Source organism: Microbacterium luteolum (genome assembly GCF_039533965.1).
GTDB lineage: Bacteria > Actinomycetota > Actinomycetes > Actinomycetales > Microbacteriaceae > Microbacterium > Microbacterium luteolum.
On record NZ_BAAAUN010000001.1, the window covers coordinates 3,661,720 to 3,680,979 of the forward strand.

The window sequence follows — 19,260 nt, forward strand, 5'->3', positions numbered from 1 at the left end:
GGTCGATGCCTGCTCCGATCGAGGATTACGCCCTGCTCAGCGACTGCCGGACAGGTGCGCTGGTGTCGCGGGACGGGAGCATCGACTGGCTCTGCCTTCCCCGCTTCGATGCGCCGTCCCTGTTCGGCGCGCTCCTGGGGGAGCCGAGCAACGGATGCTGGAGCCTCCGGCCGGTGGATGACTCGGCGGTACCCCACCGGCACTACATCTCCGACACGTTCATCCTCGTGACCCGCTGGGAGACCGCAGGCGGGATCGCGGAGGTGCACGAGTTCCTGCCGCTCCACGCGACGCGCACCGATGTCGTGCGCCGGATCGTCGGCATCTCCGGGCAGGTCGAGTTCGCCACGGAGCTGCGTCTGCACTTCGACTACTCCCGACGGCTGCCCTGGGTGCGCCAGGTCGGCACGCCCGAGGCGCCGGCGCTGCGCGCGACCGCAGGCCCCGAGGCCGTGATCGTCCGAGGCCTGCGGCTCGTCGCCGAGGATCATGTGCACCGGGCGACGGCGACCGTCGGTGCGGGAGAGCACCGCGACCTGGTGCTCAGCTGGTTCCCGTCGCACGAGCATCCGCCGAAGCCTCTGGACGTCGAGGAGGCCATCGCCGCGACCCGCTCCTGGTGGCAGGGGTGGGCGAGCGGGATCGAGCACGACGGTCCGTATCGCGGCGAGGTCGTCCGATCGCTGCTGGTCCTGCGGGCGCTGACGAACAAGGACACCGGCGGCATCGTCGCCGCCGCGACGACCTCGCTGCCCGAGCAGTTCGGCGGCTCGCGCAACTGGGACTACCGCTTCGTCTGGCTGCGGGATGCCGCGCTGACGCTCGAGGCGCTGATCGCCCACGGCTTCCTCGACGAGGCGCACGACTGGCGGCGGTGGCTCCTGCGGGCGGTCGCCGGCGAGCCGAGCGAGGTGCAGATCATGTACGGGATCGCGGGGGAGCGCGACCTGATGGAACGCGAGATGCCGAGCCTGCCGGGCTATCACGGCGCGGCGCCCGTGCGCATCGGCAACGGAGCGGTCGACCAGTACCAGGGCGACGTCGTCGGCGAGGTGCTCGTCGCGCTGGAGGCGGCCAGGATCGCCGGCCTCGCGGAGGGGGACTTCTCCTGGCCGTTGCAGCGGGCGCTCATCGAGCACGTCGTCGCGTCGCTCGACCGTCCGGACAACGGCATCTGGGAGATCCGCGGCGAACCCCGCTGGTTCACCCACTCGCGCGTCATGATGTGGGCCGCCGTGGACAGGGGCATCCGCGCCGTGCGCGAGCACGGGCTCACCGGTGACGCGGAGCGGTGGGAGCGGACACGCGACGAGCTGCGTCGGGAGATCGACGGTCGCGGGGTGCATGCCGACGGCTTCTTCGTGCAGCACTATGACTCCGCCGAGGTGGATGCGTCGCTGCTGATCCTTCCGCAGGTCGGGTACTGCGCCCCCGACGACCCCCGGATGCTGCGGACCGTGGAACAGATGGAGCGCACGTTGCTCCAGGACGGGTTGCTGCTCCGCTATCGCACGGAATCCGGGGTCGACGGGCTCGCCGGCGGGGAGCATCCGTTCCTCGCCTGCAGCTTCTGGCTGGTCGAGCAGTACGCCGCGACCGGGCGTGCCGCCGAGGCCGCCGCGCTGATGGAGCGGTTGATCGCGATGGCGAACGACGTCGGTCTGCTGTCCGAGGAGTACGACGTCGGCCACGGCCGTCAGGCCGGGAACACCCCGCAGGCGCTCTCCCACCTGAGCCTCATCCGCGCCGCGGACGCACTGGCAGGGCATCGCGGCCGTGCCGCCGATCGCCGCTGATTTGGGACACGGCCGCGGGTGAGGTAGCCTGTTCCTAACCGAAGACCGCTGGTCATCGTCGTGCGTGCGAACGCGAGGCGATCGAAGCTCTGCACAGCAGGGGCCCGCGCAGGACACGAACTTCTCGAAGCTCCGTGCGCTTGCGCCGGAGCTTCTTTCTTTTGCAGGGGGTCCCAGGCCGGCGCCCCACCACCGTGCGGCGCCACGTACACACCAAGGAGTGACCATGGCGCAGAAGGATGCATCGGTCGCCGAGCTCACGAAGTCATTCGAGAACTCGAACGCCGTCCTGCTGACCGAGTACCGCGGTCTGACGGTTGCCCAGCTCAAGGAGCTGCGCAACAGCATCCGTCAGGACGCCGAGTACGCCGTGGTGAAGAACACGCTGACCAAGATCGCTGCCAACAAGGCTGGGATCACTGCGCTGGACGACGACCTCAAGGGTCCGTCGGCTGTCGCTTTCGTGCACGGTGACTTCGTCGCCACCGCCAAGGCTCTGCGTGACTTCGCCAAGGCCAACCCGCTTCTCGTGATCAAGTCCGGCGTCTTCGAGGGCAATGCCCTCTCCGCCGACGAGGTCAACAAGTACGCCGCGCTGGAGAGCCGTGAGGTTCTGCTGGCGAAGGCTGCGGGCATGATGAAGGCGACGATGGGCAAGGCTGCCGCCACCATCGACGCGCTTCGCGAAAAGCTGGAGACCGCTGAGGCCGCGTAAGCGTCCGGCGTTCTTTTTCACAAACCCCATCTATTAGGAGATACATCATGGCGAAGCTTTCCACTGAGGAGCTGCTCGAGCAGTTCGCTGGCCTGACCCTCGTCGAGCTCAACGACTTCGTGAAGGCGTTCGAGGAGAAGTTCGAGGTCACCGCTGCTGCACCCGTCGCCGTTGCCGGCGCTGCGGGCGCGGGTGGCGCTGCCGAGGCCGAGGAGGAGAAGGACTCGTTCGACGTCATCCTCGAGGCTGCCGGCGAGAAGAAGATCCAGGTCATCAAGACCGTCCGCGAGCTCACCTCGCTGGGTCTCGGCGAGGCCAAGGCTGTCGTCGACGGCGCTCCCAAGGCCGTGCTCGAGGGCGCGAACAAGGAAGCTGCCGAGAAGGCCAAGGCTGCTCTCGAAGAGGCAGGCGCCACGGTTACCCTCAAGTAATCACCGCGTCTCCACGCTTCACCGAAGGCCCCGGGTTCGCCCGGGGCCTTCGTGCATCCCCCGGGTGTGCGTTCCGGTCGGTGATCAGCGGCGCGGAGCCGTCGAGCTGCGCACGACGAGAGCGGATGCCGCGGCGACGTGCTCCAGGGGATCGTCGGGTCGGCTCATCCGCTGGGTGAGAAGCCGCACGGCTTCGTGGCCCTGTTCCCGCGGCGACTGGCCGATCGTGGTCAGGGCGAACATCTCCGCGTGCTCGTGGTCGTCGATGCCGACCACGCTCAGCTCGGTCGGCACGGCGATGCCGAGACGCCGTGCCGCGATGACGGCGCCGATCGCGGCCTCGTCGCAGACGCCGACGATGGCCGTCGGCCGATGCCGCCGGTCTCCGAGCAGACCGGCCGCCGCGGTGTACCCGCCCGGCATCGTCGGGGTCGCACCGACGACGCGCGCGCGATGCGCGAGACCCGCGGCCTGCAGGGCGACGAGGTAGCCGTCGAGGCGTCGTGCGTCGCCGAAGCTCAGCTCCCCGGCATCCGTCGACCCGCCCACGAAGGCGATGTCCTCGTGGCCCAGCTCGATGAGGTGCTCGGTGGCGATGCGTGCGGCGTCCGTGTCGTCGATCGACACGGCGCTCGAACCCTCGCTGTAGGGTCCGACGCTGACGAGCGCGCGCTCCGCGCGCTGCAGCCGTTCCAGCTCCCTGGCGCTCGGCTGGATCCCCACCGCGATGATCCCGTCGAATCGCCGTCGGGGGAGCACGTGCTCGAACAGCCGCTCCCTGGTGCGCGAGCCCTCCGGCACGCCGTAGAGCGAGAGATCGTAGTCGAGCGCGAACAGGGACTCCTGGATCCCGGCGAGCAGCTCGGCGAAGAACCAGCGATCGACAGGAGGCATGACGACCCCGACGGTCTGGGTCCTACCCGTGGCGAGGCTCGTGGCGGAGGAGTGGGCGACGTAGGAGAGATCGCGCGCGGCATCCGCCACTCGCTGACGCGTCTCCTCCGAGACGTACCCGCGCCCGGTGAGCGCGCGGCTCGCCGTCGCCTTCGACACGCCGGCACGGGCGGCGACATCCGCGATCGTGCTCATCGGTCCTCCTCGACCTGTCACGCTGCGATGCGTGCGGCGACGCGGCCGGCGCGTGCCGGGTGACAGCGTAGTCCTTCGACAGACGAAAGGGAACCGGTTCCACAATGGATTCGAGGGAGCGCTCCCATCCTTCGCGGCGGAGGACGGCGAATGGTTGCGAGCTTGTGACCCTTGCTTGTTGTGTCGGGGAGCGGAAGCCCAGTAGGTTTGCCTGGAATCGGTTCCCGAACGACGCCGGGGGTGGCGTCTGTCGAAGCGGGACCCTGTACTCGAAGAGGAGAATTCACATGGCTCTGTCACAGCGTTCACGGCGGCTCGTACCGCTCGCCCTGCTGGGGGTCGCGGGCATCGCGCTCGCTGGTTGCGGGGCTCCGGGCGGTGCGCCCGGCGGCGGCGGCGGCGATGACGGCGGCGACTCCACCGTCACGATCTACGGAACGATCGTCGACGCGGAGGCGGAACTCCTCCAGCAATCCTGGAAGGACTGGGCTGACGAGAACGGCATCACGATCAAGTACGAGGGCAGCCAGGACTTCGAGACGCAGCTCGGCACGCGTGCACAGGGCGGTAACCCGCCCGACATCGCGATCTTCCCGCAGCCTGGTCTGTTCGCGGACTTCGCCAAGCGCGACTTCCTGAAGCCGGCGCCCGAAGAGGTCGAGAAGAACGCCAACGAGTACTGGACCGAGGACTGGGTCAACTACGGCACCGTCGACGACACCTTCTACGGCGCACCGCTGATGGCCAACGTCAAGGGATGGATCTGGTACTCGCCGGCGAAGTTCGCCGAGTGGGGCGTCGAGGTTCCGACCACGCTCGATGAGATGACGGCGCTGACGGAGACCATCCAGGCCGCCACCGGCACGCCGGCGTGGTGCGCCGGCTTCGAGTCCGGCACCGCCACCGGCTGGCCGGGCACCGACTGGGTCGAGGACTACGTCCTCCGCCAGGCCGGTCCCGAGGTCTACGACCAGTGGGTCACGAACGAGATCCCGTTCACCGACCCGCAGATCAAGGAGGCCTTCGACGCGGTCGGGGCGACCCTGCTGAACCCGGCCAACGTCAACGCCGGTTTCGGCGACGTGCGCTCGATCAACTCCACCGCCTTCGGCGACGTCGCTCCGGCGCTCGCCAGCGGAAGCTGCGCGCTGACGCACCAGGCCTCGTTCCTCTCCGGGTTCTTCCCTGAGGGCACGAACATCGCCGAGGACGGCGACGTCTGGGCCTTCATGCTCCCGGGCGAGAGCGCCGACGACAAGGCCGTGACCGGTGCCGGCGAGATCGTCGGAGCGTTCAGCGAGTCCGAGGCCACGCAGAAGGTGCTCGCGTACCTGTCCAGCCCCGAGTGGGCGAACAGCCGCGTCAGCCTCGGCGGTGTCACCTCCGCGAACAACGGGCTCGACCCGGCGAACGCCAAGGACCCGATCCTCCAGGAGACCATCAAGATCCTGCAGGACCCGGACACCACGTTCCGCTTCGACGCCTCCGACCTGATGCCCGGTGCCGTCGGCGCCGGAACCTTCTGGAAGGGCATCGTCGCCTGGGTCAACGGCACCTCGACCGATGAGGTTCTCACGCAGATCGAGACCGGCTGGCCTTCGAGCTGATCGGAGCAGGAGGGCCGTCCTCGCGGGCGGCCCTCCTTCTCTCACGGTGCGCACACCGACGTGCGCGCCGTTGATCCGCAACGCGTGACGAAGGGGATTCCGTGAACGCGACAGTATTCTTCCAGTGGATCGGGACGCTCCCCCCGATCCTGCAAGCCGTCGTCGTGGTCATCGCGTTCGCGGTGGTCGTGGCGATCATCCTGCTCCTCGTGGACGTGGCTCCGCGCCGAGGGGCGATCTACACGTGGGTGCGGTTGGCGATGTGCCTGCTCATCCCGCTCGCCGTGATGTTCTTCTTCAGCTCCTACTACTGGGCGATGGCCGTGGCCGTCGTCGTGGGTGCGCTGTTCTTCCTCCTGGACTATCGGTCCCGCGACGGCGCGGGCTACCTGATCCAGCTGGTGGCCTTCATGGCCCCGGCCCTCCTGCTCCTGCTCGTCGGGCTCATCCTCCCGTCGATCCAGACGATGTACTCCTCGTTCCTGAACTCCTCGGGGAAGGAGTTCGTCGGCTTCGCGAACTATCTCTGGATCTTCACGCAGTCCGACGGGATCACCTCGGTGATCAACTCGATCATCTGGGTGCTGCTCGTGCCGACGGTGTCGACGATCGTGGGCCTCGCCTACGCCGTCTTCATCGACCGCACGCGCGGCGAGAAGATCTACAAGGTCCTCGTGTTCATGCCGATGGCGATCTCGTTCGTCGGCGCCAGCATCATCTGGCGGTTCATGTACGAGTACCGCGGCGGCGATTTCAAGCAGATCGGCCTGCTCAACCAGATCCTGGTCTGGTTCGGCGGCGAGCCGCAGCAGTGGCTCCTGAACGAGCCGTGGAACAACCTGTTCCTGATCGTGGTGCTGATCTGGGTGCAGACCGGTTTCGCGATGGTCGTGCTGTCGGCATCCATCAAGGGAGTCCCGGCCGAGCTGCTCGAGGCGGCGGAGCTCGACGGCGCGAACGCCTGGCAGCGTTTCCGGTCCGTCACGATCCCGTCCATCCGGCCGGCGCTCATCGTGGTCCTCACCACCATCTCGATCGCCTCGCTGAAGGTGTTCGACATCGTCCGCACGATGACCGCAGGAAACTACGGCACATCGGTGCTCGCGAACGAGATGTACACGCAGTTCTCGAAGTTCGAGGCCGGCCGCAGCGCCGCGCTGTCGGTCATCCTGTTCATCCTGGTGCTGCCGATCGTCATCTACAACGCGAGACAGATCAAGAAGCAGCGGGAGGTGCGCTGATGACCATTTCCACGAGCTCCGGATCCGCGGAGCAGAAGACCCCCACCGGCGCGACCAGCACGCGGGCGATCACGACCGGTGGCGGCCTGGACGGCGCTGCGGGGCGGGCGCGCAAGAGGCTGTCCCGCCCGTGGGCATCCGTCGGCTCGATCATCATCGCGGTGCTGTGGACGATCCCGACGCTGGGGCTGTTCATCTCGTCGTTCCGTCCTCGTGACCAGATCCAGTCGAGCGGTTGGTGGGAGTTCTTCGCCAATCCTCAGGTCACACTGGAGAACTACGTCGACGTGCTGCAGTCGGGCACGACGCAGCTGACGATCCTCGAGTCCTTCGTCAACTCGATCGCGATCACCATCCCGGCGACCGTGATCCCGCTGATGATCGCAGCGATGGCGGCGTACGCGTTCGCCTGGATCGACTTCAAGGGTCGCAACGCCCTGTTCATCTTCGTGTTCGCGCTGCAGATCGTGCCCATCCAGATGGCGCTCGTGCCCCTGCTGAGCTCGTTCTCGCGGGGAATCAACCTCTTCGGGCTGCAGGTCACGCTGCCGCTCGATGCCTCGCAGGGCTACGCGCAGGTGTGGATCGCGCACACGATGTTCGCCCTCCCGCTGGCGATCTACCTGTTGCACAACTTCATGTCGGAGATCCCCGGCGAGATCATCGAGGCGGCGCGGGTCGACGGCGCATCCCGCGGACAGATCTTCTTCCGGATCGTGCTGCCGCTGACGATGCCGGCGATCGCCTCGGTCGCGATCTTCCAGTTCCTCTGGGTCTGGAACGACCTGCTCGTCGCCCTCGTCTTCGCCGACGGAGCGGCCGCGCCGATCACCAAGCTCCTCGCCGAGATTACCGGTACCCGCGGAAACGACTGGTACCTGCTCACGGCCGGTGCGTTCGTGTCGATCATCATCCCGCTGATCGTCTTCTTCGCCCTGCAGCGGTACTTCGTCCGCGGCCTCCTGGCGGGGTCGACCAAGGGCTGACCCTTCGTCAAGCTCAGGGACCGCCCTTCGTCAGGCTCAGGGACCGGGTCTCCGGTTCCTGAGCGAGCGGAGCGAGACGAAGGACGGATGCCGCGGGAGGGGTGCAACACAGCCCCACCCGCGGCATCCGTCCCCGTACCCTGAAGTCATGAAGTACGCAGACTCGATCGTCGACCTCGTCGGCGACACGCCCCTCGTGAAGCTCCAGCACGTCACCGAGGGCGTCGCGTGCACGGTGCTCGTCAAGCTCGAGTACATGAACCCCGGCGGGTCCTCGAAGGACCGCATCGCCTCGCGGATCATCGACGCGGCGGAGGCCGCCGGTGATCTGAAGCCCGGCGGCACGATCGTGGAGCCCACCAGCGGCAACACCGGCGTCGGCCTGGCCCTGGTCGCGCAGCAGCGGGGGTACAAGTGCGTCTTCGTGCTTCCCGACAAGGTCGGCGAGGACAAGATCGATGTGCTCCGGGCCTACGGCGCCGAGGTCGTGGTGACGCCGACGTCCGTGGCCCCCGACAGCCCCGAGTCCTACTACAGCGTGAGCGACCGGCTCACCCGCGAGATCCCTGGGGCGTTCAAGCCGAACCAGTACGAGAACCCGAACGGTCCGCGCAGTCATTACGAGACCACCGGCCCCGAGATCTGGCGCGACACCGACGGAGCAGTGACGCACTTCGTCGCCGGCGTCGGCACCGGCGGCACGATCACGGGAACGGGCCGATTCCTCCGCGAGGTGTCAGACGGACGCGTGCGCATCGTCGGGGTCGACCCCGAGGGCAGTGTGTACAGCGGCGGCACCGGACGGCCCTACCTCGTCGAGGGCGTGGGCGAGGACATCTGGCCGGGGGCGTACGACCCTGCCGTGCCGCACGAGATCGTGGCGGTCGGAGATGCCGACGCCTTCGCGATGACGAGGCGTCTGGCGAGGGAGGAGGGGATCCTCGTCGGCGGGTCCAGCGGGATGGCCGTGGTCGGCGCGCTGCGGGTCGCCCGTGAGCTGCCGGCGGATGCCGTGATGGTGGTGCTCCTTCCGGACGGCGGGCGCGGCTACCTCGGCAAGATCTTCAACGACGGGTGGATGCGCTCCTATGGCTTCAGCGACGTCGAGGAGGGGGAGACGGTCGCCGATGTGCTGAAGGCCCGCGCCGTGCGCCAGGCGACCGGGTCCGGCGCCGGCATCCCGGACCTCGTGCACGCCCACCCGACCGACACGGTGCTCGAGGCGATCGGGATGATGACGGAGTACGGCGTCTCCCAGCTCGTCGTGCTCAGCGCAGAACCGCCGGTGATGATGGGCGAGGTCGTCGGCACCGTCGACGAGAAGGGTCTGCTCGACCTGCTGTTCCGCGGCGAGGCGAATCCGACGGATGCTCTGGGCACGCACGTGGGGGAGCGGCTTCCGCTCGTCGGCATCCACGCCTCGGTCGCGCGGGCGCGCGCCGCGCTCGCCGAGGCCGATGCGCTGCTGGTCACGGAGGACGGCAAGCCGCACACTGTGCTCACCCGGCAGGATCTGCTCTCGTACCTCTCGCGCTGACGCGTGGCGTAACGGGAGGGATGCCGCGCAGGCGGCGGACGTAGGCTGAGGAGCATGTCCGAGCACTCCTTCGCCACCCGAGCCATCCACGCGGGCCAGGCGCCCGACCCCGTCACGGGCGCGATCATCCCGCCGATCTACCAGGCCTCCACGCATGTGCAGGACGGCATCGGCGGTCTCCGGGAGGGCTTCGAGTACAACCGGTCCGGCAACCCGACCCGCTCCTCGCTGGAGACGCAGCTCGCGGCACTCGAAGGGGGAGCGAGCGCGCTCTCCTTCGCCTCCGGGCTCTCCGCGGAGGACGCGCTGCTGCGGGGACTCCTGGGCCCGGGCGATCACGTGTTGCTCGGCAACGACGTGTACGGCGGCACCTACCGGTTGCTGACGAAGGTCCTGGCGAAGTGGGGCATCACCACGACCACGGTGGAGCTCGCGGACGCCGACGCGATCCGCGCGGCGCTGCGCCCGGAGACCAAGATCGTGTGGCTCGAGACGCCGAGCAACCCGCTGCTGAAGATCGTCGACATCGCGCAGATCGCCGAGATCGCGCACGCCGCCGGCGCCGTGCTCGTCGTGGACAACACGTTCGCCTCGCCGGCCCTGCAGCTGCCGCTGTCGCTCGGTGCCGACCTCGTCGTGCATTCGACGACCAAGTACCTCGGCGGGCACTCCGACGTGCTGGGCGGCGCCGTCGTCTTCGGCGACGACCGTTTCCGTGAAGACGTCAAGTTCCAGCAGTTCGCCGTCGGCGCGGTGTCCGCCCCGCTGGACGCGTGGCTCACCACCCGGGGCATCAAGACGCTCGCCGTGCGGATGCGGCAGCACTCCGAGAACGCGCAGGCGATCGCCGAGTGGGCGTCGGACCGTGCGGACTTCTCCGAGGTGTTCTATCCCGGTCTCGCCGCGCACTCGGGGCATGAGATCGCGGCGAAGCAGATGAGCGGATTCGGCGGCATGCTGTCGCTCGGTCTCGCCGCCGGAGCGGATGCGGCACGGACCTTCGCCGAGAGCACCGAGCTGTTCCAGCTCGCCGAGTCGCTCGGCGGCGTGGAGTCGCTCATCGGGTACCCGTCGGACATGACGCACGCATCGGTGCGCGGCACGGCGCTCGCAGTGCCGGAGAATGTGGTGCGTCTCTCCGTCGGCATCGAAGACGTCGGCGACCTGATCGCGGACCTCGAGCAGGCACTCGCGCGCCTCGGTCGCTGAGCAGTCCGGCCCCGGATGGGTCGCTGAGCCTGTCGAAGCGATAGCATGGGTTCTTCCCCCGGTCGAATCGTTTCGATCTCGCACGCCACCGCCTGACCCCCGGAAGGACCGTCGTGTCCGACGCTCCACGCACTGACTCCATCCCGACGACCCCGCAGCCCGAGCCCACCCCGACGGGCAGCATCCGCACGTCCACGGGCAGTATCCGCACGTCCACGGGCACCATCCGCACGTCCAGCGCCACCGGCGCGATCCGCACTCTGGGCAGCAACCCGGCGACCGCGCCGATCATGCTGCACCCGGGAGATGCGATCTCGCTCGGCCGCCGCACCCTGTACATCGTGCTGCTCGGGGCCCTCACGGCGCTCGGGCCGTTCACGATCGATCTCTACCTGCCGGCGTTCCCCGTGCTGGAGGAGGACTTCCAGACGACGGCTGCCGCGATCCAGCTGACGCTCACCGGCACGATGATCGGCTTCGCGCTCGGTCAGCTCGTGGTCGGGCCGCTCAGCGACAAGGTGGGTCGGCGCTTTCCGCTCATCGCCGTCACCGCGCTGCACGTGCTCGCGAGCGTCGCGGCGGCGTTCGCTCCCGACCTCGGACTGCTCAGCGCCGCCCGCGTGCTCATGGGGATCGGCGCCGCGGCCGGCGGTGTCGTGGCCATGGCCATCGTCCGCGACCTCTTCGGCGGCCGACGGCTGGTCGTGATGCTGTCGCGGCTCGCCCTGGTGTCGGGCGTCGCCCCTGTCGTCGCACCGCTGATCGGCTCCTGGCTGCTGACGCTCATGCCCTGGCGGGGCATCTTCGTCGTGCTCGCCGCGTACGGCGTGATCATGCTGCTCTCCGCGATCCTGTTCATCCCCGAGACGCTGCCCGTCGCGCGTCGACAGGGGCGCGGCGGCGCGACCATGCTGCAGCGGTACAAGTCCGTGCTCTCGGATCGCGTGTTCATCGGCGTGCTCATCATCGGCGGGATGAGCTTCTCTGGACTGTTCTCCTACCTGTCTGCCTCGCCGTTCCTGTTCCAGGAGACGCACGGCCTCGACGCCCAGCAGTACGGTCTGCTGTTCGCGGTGAACTCGCTCGGTGTGGTCACGGGCGTGCAGGTCGCCTCCCGACTCGCGGCGCGCTTCGGCCCGCAGTGGGTCCTGGCCTACTCGACCGCGATCCTGCTGCTCGCGGGCTCGGCGATCATCGTCACCGACCAGCTCGGCCTCGGCCTGTGGGGCACGGTCGTGCCGCTGTTCGTGTTCATGACCGCGTGCGGGTTCACGTTCCCGAATGTGCAGGTCCTGGCGCTCGACCGGCATGGCAAGGCGGCCGGCACCGCGGCGTCGATCCTCGGCGCAGTGAACTTCGGCGTCGCGGGGCTCATCTCCCCGATCGTCGGCTGGATCTCCAAGGACGCCGGGATCACGGCGACGACCATGGCGTCGGTCATGGTGGGCTGCGCCACGATCGGCATCCTCTCGCTGTGGCTGATCGTGCGTCCGCGCACGGTGGCGATGCTCACTCCCTGAGTGCACAGGGTTCATCGGCCATGATGGGACGATGAACAGACGGATGCTGTTGTGGTGGGGCGTGGGGTGTCTCGTCCTCGCGACGGCTCTGGGTGCGTTCGTGGTCTTCGGGTACTCCGAGACGCCGGGGTTCGACCGGTGGTGGAATGAGCTCATCGCGAGCATCCGCGGTGACTGGATGTACTCGTTCGCGCTGGCGCTGAACTGGATCGGCGGCGGATGGGTCGCGATCCTCGGAGTGCCGGTCGTCGCGATCGTCGCGTTGCTGCTCGCCCGCCGCTGGCGCAGCGCCCTCTTCGCGGCGATCTGCTTCGCGGCCAGCGCCGGAGCCGTGCAGCTGCTCAAACAGCTGTTCGGGCGGGCCCGGCCGGAAGACATGCTGGTGGTGAGCGACTACGGGTCGTTCCCCTCCGGGCACACCGCGAACGCCGCGACGATCGCCCTCGTCGTCTGGGTGCTGTTCCCGAAGGCCTGGACCGCGCTCCTCGGCGCCCTCTGGGTGCTCGCGATGGCGCTCTCGCGCACCTTCCTCTCGGTGCACTGGGCGAGCGACACGCTCGGCGGCGCCCTCGTCGGAGCCGGCGTGGTCCTGGTGCTCGCCGCCTGGCTGCTGCCGTGGGTGCGGCAACGTCGCGAAGAGCCTGTCGAGGCGCCGGTAGGCTGACGGGACCCCGATCCGTTCAGAGGAGTCCTCGTGCCCAGCAGCATCCGTCCCTACCGTCCGTCGGACCGGGCAGCCGTCTCCGAGATCTGCGCGAAGACGGCCGATGCGGGAGCGGACGCGACCGGGATCCTGTCGGACGACGATCTGTGGGGCGCCCTGTTCGCGATTCCCTATGTGGAACGGCATCCGGATCTCGCCTGGGTCGTGGAGACCGACGACGGGCGCACGATCGGGTACATCGTCGCGACGGATGACACCGACGCGTTCTACACGTGGTTCCGTGACGAGTGGTGGCCGGCGTTCCGGGAGCGCTTCCCGCGTGCCGAAGAGGCCGTCACCCGCGAGGATCGCATGGTCGAGTACGGATACGAGCGGATGCCGGGCATCGAGCCGAATGCCGTCGACTACCCGGCCCACCTGCACATCGACCTCCTGCCCGAGACGCAGGGCCAGGGACTCGGGCGTCGGCTCATGGAGACGCTGTTCGCCGAGCTGACCCGGCGGGGAGTGCGCGGACTGCACCTCGGCATCGATCCGAACAACGCCGGTGCGGCCGCGTTCTACGAGCGCCTCGGCATGACGCGGCTGCCCGGCGCGGGGCACATGTACGGAGTGACGTTCGACGCGGCTGCCGACTGAAAAGACAGAAGGGCCCCGCTGGCGCGGAGACCCTTCATGCGTTTGGCGGTGACGGCGGGACTCCGGTGCTCGCTGCGCTCGCTCCTCCCCGAATCCCCAGTGCTCGATAAACGCATGAAGGGCCCCCGCTGGCGCGGAGACCCTTCATGCGTTTGGCGGTGACGGCGGGATTCGAACCCGCGGTTGCTTGCACAACACACGCTTTCCAAGCGTGCTCCTTCGGCCGCTCGGACACGTCACCAGGAACAACCTGTTCATCTTATCCGATCGGCCGGGTGCCGCGTGACCGCGACTATGCGGCAGGGATCTCCTCGATGCGGTGATAGACCGGCAGGCCGCGTTCGAGGGCGATGGCGACGTCGTTGTCCGCGCCGGCGGATTCCCCCGGAAGGCGCAGCACCGCGTCGCAGTGCTGCAGCAGTCGGGCGGCCGTCTCGTACATGACGTCGCCGTCCGCGGCTTCGGCCGCATCCAGGCCGCGAAGCGTCGGGAGGGCGACCCATTCGCCGATCATGGGCACGTGGCCGAGGCGGTGGATGGGGGCCGCGGCGGTCTCGAGGCGTTCGAGGTTGCGGGCGATCGCGGACGCGTCGCCGTCGGTGCCGGAGCGGTAGGGGCCGGCGATCAGGATCAGGAGTGGCTTCTTCATGGAGGACACTGTAGCGTTAACCGTGCAAGAACATGCAACAACAGGAAGAAGTGCGGATGCTGAGTGTGCAGCGCAAAGAACATCTCCTCGGACTCCTCGCCGCTGAGGGGCGCATCGTCGCGAAGGCGGTCGCCGCGGATCTCGGCGTCTCCGAGGACTCCATCCGCCGCGACCTGCGGGAGCTCGCCGACGCGGGGCTGTGCATCCGCGTCTACGGCGGTGCGCTGCCCGTGCCGGCGGCCGACGCGCCCGTGGTGCAGCGTCTGGGGGTGGCGAGCGAGAGCAAGGAGCGGGTCGCCCGTGCGGCGGTCGCGCTGATCCGCCCGTCGTCGACGATCATCCTCGATGCAGGCACCACGACCCTGGCGATGGCCCGGAGGCTTCCGCATGATGCCGGACTGACGGTGATCACCCCGAGCCCCGCGGTGGCGCTGACGGCGATGGAGCATTCGGCCGCGCGCGTGCTGATGGTGGGCGGCGAGCTCAGCCGGCATTCGGCCGTGGCGGGAGGCGCTCTCGCTCAGGAGGCGATCTCCCGGCTCTCGGCCGACGTGTTCTTCCTCGGTGTGACAGGGATCGACCCCGTGCACGGTCTCACCACCGGAGAACTGGATGACGCGGTGACGAAGCGCGCCCTCGCCGCGCGCAGCGCCGAGGTGCTCGTGCTCGGCAGTGCGGAGAAGATCGGGGCGGTCTCGCGGTTCCCCGTGCTCGGGATCGACGAGGTCTCGGGTGTGATCGTCGATCCTCAAGGGCCCGAACTCCGCATCGGCTGAGGGTTCCCCGGCGCTCACCTCTCCTCCACAGCGGGGGTACAGCTGAAATATTGCACTCGATGGAGTAATCCTTATATCCTCATATGAGGACGTAAAGTCCTCGCATGGGGATGCGGAAGAGTCGACCGGATGACGCCTTCGTTGCCTCCTCGGCGCATCTTCTGGGGGACGAATGGACATGGGATCAGCGTGGTCGGCGGGGCGTCGTCAACGTACCGCGACAGCTGGCGCGCCGGACCTGACCGGCCGACGGCCGGTGGTCGACTTCGTCACAGCGCCGATACCACCGCAGGATACTCCGGTCGACTCCTTCCCGACGGCGGGCGTGACGCTGATGGCAGGGGACGGTGCACTCAGACGGCTTGGCCGGAACACACCGCGAGGAGGCGTCTGATGCGAACTGACGAAACGGTGGCTGACCTGGAAGTCGTCGGAGCACGGGCGCTTCGCGAATGGATCACCGGACGTCGTGAGGAGTACTCGCGGGTCTTCCTCGTGGAGAGCGGAGCTGCCGCCGCGGACATCGACGACGTGGCCGGCCGCGATGATGTGGTCCTTCTGCCGACGGCCGGCGAACCGTACAACGGACGTGCCCGCGCAGTTCGCTACAGCGGAGCGTTGGACGAGATCGGTGACGAGCTGTTCTTCGGAGAGCGTTCGGTCGAGCTTCAGGACTACGTCGCCGCGGCGTTCGTCCAGATTCTCGGACCGACGGCAGTGTGCCTCATCGACCCGCCCGGCTGGCACGCCTTCCTGGCTGATGCGGACATCGCTCGGGAGACCGGGGTCTTTCCATCGGCGTTGATCGATCCTCGGGTGATTCTCGGGGATCGAACTGCCCTTGCGAAGCCCGGCGAGCGGGCGACTCCGAGCGCCCTCAGAGTGCGCTCGGACGGCAGAGTCAGCGTCGGTCTCAGGGGCGAGGTCATCGGCAGCGTCGACGATCTTCGTACCCTGCTCGCCGTTCCTCTGCCTCGCGTCGCGGCGCTGGGAGGCATCGCGCCGCGCGATGAGCTCACGGCCGACCTGACCAGCCGCGGCTGGATCGGGCGCTACCTCAACGCGACGGATCTCATCAAGATGCTCCAGCTCGGGAATGGCGGCGCCAAGATGGCGGGCTTCGGCTGGGAGCTCGTCGAGGACGGACGCGCAGACGCCGAACCGCTGATGTCGGATCCGTTCCTGCTGGAGACCACCGACGGCTTTCTCCTCGCCGACACCGGAACCCTGCGCCGTCAGCTGCTGTCGCCGGTCACGGCCACGGTGGTCGCCATCCTTCAGACCTCGAGCGCGCCTGAGGTCGCGGCAGAGCGCATCACGCGACTGCTGGGTACGACAGCCTCTGACGCGAGCAGGCTGTGCCTCGATGCTGTCGGCGCGCTCGACGTCCATTTCGGCAGGCGAGCCGACTCGTCGAATCCGACATCGGGAACACGCAGGTGAGCGCCCTGCACGCGCTCTGGGCCTCGATGCTCCCGGCCGACACCACCTTCACGCAAGATCGAGTAGCTGTCGGCGCCGCTGGGCATCGGATCGACTTCGCCGACGGCTCCTCGCGCCTCTGCGCGACGAGCGGACTGTGGAACGTTCCGCTCGGCTTCGGCAACCCGGCGGTCGCCGATGCCGTGAGCAGGGCCACCCACGACGCGTCCTACCTGACTCTGTTCCGCGCGTCGCATCGGTACGCGGAGGCCGCCGCTGAGGCTCTCGTGGAGCTCGCGAACCCGATGAGGTACAGCCGCGTCATCTTCTCCACGTCGGGCGGGGCGGCGAATGACGCCGCGATGAAGCTGGCACGCCAGTACTGGGCGCAGAAAGCGGCCGGATCCCGCTCGCTCGTCGTGGGTCTGAAGGGCAGCTATCACGGCACGATGTACGGCAGCCATGCGCTGAGCGGAGACGATCTCCTTCAATCCGCCTACGCCGTCGACCGCAGATCGGTGAGACATGTCTCTCACTCCGATGACGGAGAGGAACTCGAGACGCTGCTGAAGCGTGAGGGGGCCAGGGTCGCGTCTGTCGTCGTCGAGCCGGTCCTGGGCAGCGGAGCGCACGCGCTGTCCGATGCGTTCGTGGATCGTCTGCTGGCTCTGCGAGAGGAGTACGGGTTCCTGATCGTCGCGGATGAGGTCGCCACGGGCTTCGGTCGCACAGGCACGATGCTCGCCACCGATGGTTGGGCCGCCGCACCCGACGTTCTCCTTCTCTCGAAGGCGTTGACGAACGGTGCCATGGGCGCCGCGGTGCTCGTGGTGGGTTCTCGCGTCGCATCCGAGTTCGCGCGCGGCGGGTGGACCTTCGTCCACGGTGAGACGCAGGCGGGAACGCCGGCGTGCGCCGCGGCCATCATCGCGGTGATCGAAGAGCTGCGCCGGATCGACGTGCAGTCGACCGCGAGGGCGCTCGCGACGGGCCTGTGGGAGATGGCGACGTCGTTGAAGTCGGAGGGTCTGGTCGCTGAGGTGACGGGCCGGGGTTGCTTCGTGGGACTCGGGCTTCGCAACCCCGATGACAGCCTCCTCTCGGCGAATGAGGTCCTTCGAGTCGTCTCCGCCATCGCGGACAACGGCGTTCTGGTACAGCCCGGGCCCAGTTCCGTCGAGCTGATCCCGGCGTACGGATTCACGGCGGCTGAGCTCCTCCAGACGGACACGGCTGTGCGCGCGGGGTTGGCGCACGCAGCGGAGTCGGCAGCATGACCCCCGAGTTCACGGGGCGGGTTCCGACGCTCTGGCACGGGCGAGGGGTCGCGCGTCAGTTGACGAAGCGCCTGACCGCCGGGCGTGAGACTCTCGTGATCGCAGATTCCGCGCTCACGGTCCCCGTCCTGATCGCCGGCTCGGCGAGGACAGTGAGGCTGGACGCGCGCTCGATCGACGTCACCACTGTCGTCACGATCGCGCAGGAGATCGTACGCCGGCCGCCGAGCGTCATCGTGGCGATCGGCGGGGGCAGCATCCTCGACGCCACCAAGATCGCCGCCCTCGCGCTCGCCGGGGGGCGCGTCTTCGACTACGCGGTCGGACACGCGTCGAGGTTCGCGCTGACCCTGCTGCCCGATGCACCACCACCCGTCGAGGTCGTCGCCGTGCCGACGACGATCGGCACGTCGTCGGAGACGAACAGCGTCGGCATCCTCCGGAACGAGAGCGGCTACCGGCTCATCGTCGGGCGCCTCCTGCGACCGCGCCACGCCATCATCGATCCGGACAACCTGAGCACTCTCACGCGTACCGCAGTGAGAGAGGGGGCGATCGAGGCATTCCTCCGCCTGGCCGGAGTGTCGACGAGCGAGCGGCGCAGCACCAGGGCGAAGAGTGATGCCGTCCTTCTCGCCCGGGCGCTTCTCGAGACGGCCATGTACGACGAGGGCTCCGCTGCGGGACGGTTGCGTCTCGCCCGATTGAGCGCGGCCACGCAGCGCAGCGCCGCACTCCGTGGCGACGACCCGTACGGCGCTCGTCACTGGTACCTGGCGAACGAGGTCGCTTTCGCGCTCGGGGTCCGCAAGATGGTCGCCACGGCGGCGGTCATCGCCGCGGTCTGGCGTCGAATCTGCGCGGGCGACTCGCGATGGGGAGATCGGGAGAGTCTCGAGGACTTCTGGGAGAGGGGGACGAGCGGGTCGGGACTGCCCCTCGAACCGGTCGCCGGAATCGCGTCCCTCGTCGACCAGTGGGAGATCCCGCTTCCGCAGACTCCGACCGCGGACGTCCTCAGCCGCATCGCCTCCGACACAGAGAAGTCGTGGGGGTCTCGCCAGCCGATGCTTCGCGATCTCGCGTCAGACGACTTCCGCGATGTGCTCCGCGATTCCCGCTGGAGTGCTCAGCCGGTCGGCAACGCATGCCGACCTTCGGAACCGCTTGGAAGGAGGTGAATTGAATGAACAGCAACGTTGAAATGCAGATCCATTTCCAGGAGCTGGACGAGATGGAGGCCCCGAGCTGGGAGAGCTTCTACAGAGGCACGATAAGTGCGCTGGTTCTCATCGGCGCCGCCGCGGCCATGGCGACATGATCGCGGCGATCGAAGGAATCGAACGAGGAAAGGAGTGAGCATGCAAACTGCAGCACCGAAGCTCGAGTTCACGGAGCTCGAGGCCATGGAGGCGCTGAATGACACCGATGACTTCATGCGCGGCTTCGCCGTTGGCGTCATCATCGGGATTCTCGCTCTGACGTAGGAAGAGCATTCGCAAGGTTGACCCAGGAGGTAGGAATTGCAGACAGAGACGCTGGACTTCATCGAACTCGAACAGATTGACGCACCTCTCGAATGGTGGGAGCACGCGAGCTATATCGTCCTCATCATCGGCGGTGCCGCAGCGATCGCGACCTGAACATCGGGTGCGGGCGCAACACCGCGCCCGCACCCGATTCTTCCCATCGAAAAGTGAGG

At 68.2% G+C, this 19,260-nt stretch carries 20 protein-coding genes and 1 tRNA gene; 18 read left to right on the plus strand and 3 right to left on the minus strand.

Going from position 1 to position 19,260, the window contains the following annotated elements:
* Positions 1-5: 5 nt before the first annotated feature.
* The 3 genes from ABD648_RS17800 (at position 6) to rplL (ending at position 2,942) form a co-directional block, all read left to right on the plus strand.
* Positions 6-1,796 carry a glycoside hydrolase family 15 protein gene (locus ABD648_RS17800; RefSeq protein ID WP_282216275.1) on the plus strand — a complete coding sequence of 597 codons (1,791 nt, stop codon included), beginning with the start codon at positions 6-8 and terminating at the stop codon, positions 1,794-1,796.
* 226 nt (positions 1,797-2,022) lie between these two features.
* Positions 2,023-2,511, plus strand: coding sequence for a 50S ribosomal protein L10 (gene rplJ, locus ABD648_RS17805; RefSeq protein WP_116635740.1), 489 nt, complete (start codon positions 2,023-2,025; stop codon positions 2,509-2,511).
* Between the two features lie 47 nt (positions 2,512-2,558).
* Complete coding sequence (gene rplL, locus ABD648_RS17810) at positions 2,559-2,942, plus strand: 50S ribosomal protein L7/L12 (protein ID WP_282216276.1); 384 nt, start codon at positions 2,559-2,561, stop codon at positions 2,940-2,942.
* A gap of 84 nt (positions 2,943-3,026) precedes the next feature.
* On the opposite strand, the gene ABD648_RS17815 is transcribed toward rplL, so the two are convergent.
* Positions 3,027-4,031, minus strand: a complete 1,005-nt coding sequence (locus ABD648_RS17815) for a LacI family DNA-binding transcriptional regulator (protein ID WP_282216277.1) — start codon at positions 4,029-4,031, stop codon at positions 3,027-3,029.
* 287 nt (positions 4,032-4,318) lie between these two features.
* On the opposite strand from ABD648_RS17815, the gene ABD648_RS17820 reads away from it, so the two are divergent.
* From ABD648_RS17820 to ABD648_RS17855, 8 genes are all read left to right on the plus strand, one after another.
* On the plus strand, positions 4,319-5,638 hold the full coding sequence (locus ABD648_RS17820) for an ABC transporter substrate-binding protein (protein WP_282216278.1): 1,320 nt from the start codon (positions 4,319-4,321) through the stop codon (positions 5,636-5,638).
* A gap of 101 nt (positions 5,639-5,739) precedes the next feature.
* The gene (locus ABD648_RS17825; protein ID WP_282216279.1) at positions 5,740-6,879 is read left to right on the plus strand and encodes a carbohydrate ABC transporter permease; all 1,140 of its coding nucleotides are present in this window, start codon (positions 5,740-5,742) and stop codon (positions 6,877-6,879) included.
* Positions 6,879-7,865 carry a carbohydrate ABC transporter permease gene (locus tag ABD648_RS17830; RefSeq protein WP_282216280.1) on the plus strand — a complete coding sequence of 329 codons (987 nt, stop codon included), beginning with the start codon at positions 6,879-6,881 and terminating at the stop codon, positions 7,863-7,865. Before ABD648_RS17825 ends, ABD648_RS17830 begins: the two co-directional genes overlap by 1 nt.
* A gap of 148 nt (positions 7,866-8,013) precedes the next feature.
* Entirely contained in the window at positions 8,014-9,402 is a 1,389-nt protein-coding gene (locus ABD648_RS17835) for a cystathionine beta-synthase (RefSeq protein WP_282216281.1), read from the plus strand.
* A gap of 54 nt (positions 9,403-9,456) precedes the next feature.
* Complete coding sequence (locus ABD648_RS17840; RefSeq protein WP_282216282.1) at positions 9,457-10,611, plus strand: cystathionine gamma-synthase; 1,155 nt, start codon at positions 9,457-9,459, stop codon at positions 10,609-10,611.
* Between the two features lie 113 nt (positions 10,612-10,724).
* The gene (locus ABD648_RS17845; RefSeq protein WP_425561715.1) at positions 10,725-12,131 is read left to right on the plus strand and encodes a multidrug effflux MFS transporter; all 1,407 of its coding nucleotides are present in this window, start codon (positions 10,725-10,727) and stop codon (positions 12,129-12,131) included.
* A gap of 31 nt (positions 12,132-12,162) precedes the next feature.
* Positions 12,163-12,795: a phosphatase PAP2 family protein gene (locus ABD648_RS17850; protein ID WP_282216283.1), complete on the plus strand. Its 633-nt coding sequence runs from the start codon at positions 12,163-12,165 to the stop codon at positions 12,793-12,795.
* A 30-nt stretch (positions 12,796-12,825) separates the two neighbouring features.
* Positions 12,826-13,434: a GNAT family N-acetyltransferase gene (locus tag ABD648_RS17855; protein WP_282216284.1), complete on the plus strand. Its 609-nt coding sequence runs from the start codon at positions 12,826-12,828 to the stop codon at positions 13,432-13,434.
* Between the two features lie 153 nt (positions 13,435-13,587).
* Here the strand turns inward: ABD648_RS17855 and ABD648_RS17860 are convergent.
* Positions 13,588-13,675: transfer RNA gene (locus ABD648_RS17860), tRNA-Ser, on the minus strand.
* Between the two features lie 51 nt (positions 13,676-13,726).
* On the minus strand, positions 13,727-14,083 hold the full coding sequence (locus ABD648_RS17865; protein ID WP_282216285.1) for a DUF4406 domain-containing protein: 357 nt from the start codon (positions 14,081-14,083) through the stop codon (positions 13,727-13,729).
* Between the two features lie 32 nt (positions 14,084-14,115).
* Here ABD648_RS17865 and ABD648_RS17870 point away from each other — a divergent pair, with 32 nt between their 5' ends.
* From ABD648_RS17870 to mpaA3, 7 genes are all read left to right on the plus strand, one after another.
* Entirely contained in the window at positions 14,116-14,859 is a 744-nt protein-coding gene (locus ABD648_RS17870; protein ID WP_344709656.1) for a DeoR/GlpR family DNA-binding transcription regulator, read from the plus strand.
* Positions 14,860-15,252: 393 nt separating this feature from the next.
* Positions 15,253-16,302: a daptide biosynthesis RiPP recognition protein gene (gene mpaB, locus ABD648_RS17875; RefSeq protein WP_282216287.1), complete on the plus strand. Its 1,050-nt coding sequence runs from the start codon at positions 15,253-15,255 to the stop codon at positions 16,300-16,302.
* Entirely contained in the window at positions 16,299-17,558 is a 1,260-nt protein-coding gene (mpaD, locus tag ABD648_RS17880) for a daptide-type RiPP biosynthesis aminotransferase (RefSeq protein ID WP_282216288.1), read from the plus strand. Before mpaB ends, mpaD begins: the two co-directional genes overlap by 4 nt.
* The gene (mpaC, locus tag ABD648_RS17885; RefSeq protein ID WP_282216289.1) at positions 17,555-18,739 is read left to right on the plus strand and encodes a daptide-type RiPP biosynthesis dehydogenase; all 1,185 of its coding nucleotides are present in this window, start codon (positions 17,555-17,557) and stop codon (positions 18,737-18,739) included. Before mpaD ends, mpaC begins: the two co-directional genes overlap by 4 nt.
* 5 nt (positions 18,740-18,744) lie before the next feature.
* Positions 18,745-18,879: an MpaA1 family daptide-type RiPP gene (gene mpaA1, locus ABD648_RS17890; protein ID WP_282216290.1), complete on the plus strand. Its 135-nt coding sequence runs from the start codon at positions 18,745-18,747 to the stop codon at positions 18,877-18,879.
* Positions 18,880-18,919: 40 nt separating this feature from the next.
* Positions 18,920-19,045, plus strand: coding sequence for an MpaA2 family daptide-type RiPP (gene mpaA2 / locus ABD648_RS17895; RefSeq protein WP_282216291.1), 126 nt, complete (start codon positions 18,920-18,922; stop codon positions 19,043-19,045).
* A gap of 36 nt (positions 19,046-19,081) precedes the next feature.
* Positions 19,082-19,201 carry an MpaA3 family daptide-type RiPP gene (gene mpaA3 / locus ABD648_RS17900; RefSeq protein WP_344709657.1) on the plus strand — a complete coding sequence of 40 codons (120 nt, stop codon included), beginning with the start codon at positions 19,082-19,084 and terminating at the stop codon, positions 19,199-19,201.
* Positions 19,202-19,260: the final 59 nt, after the last annotated feature.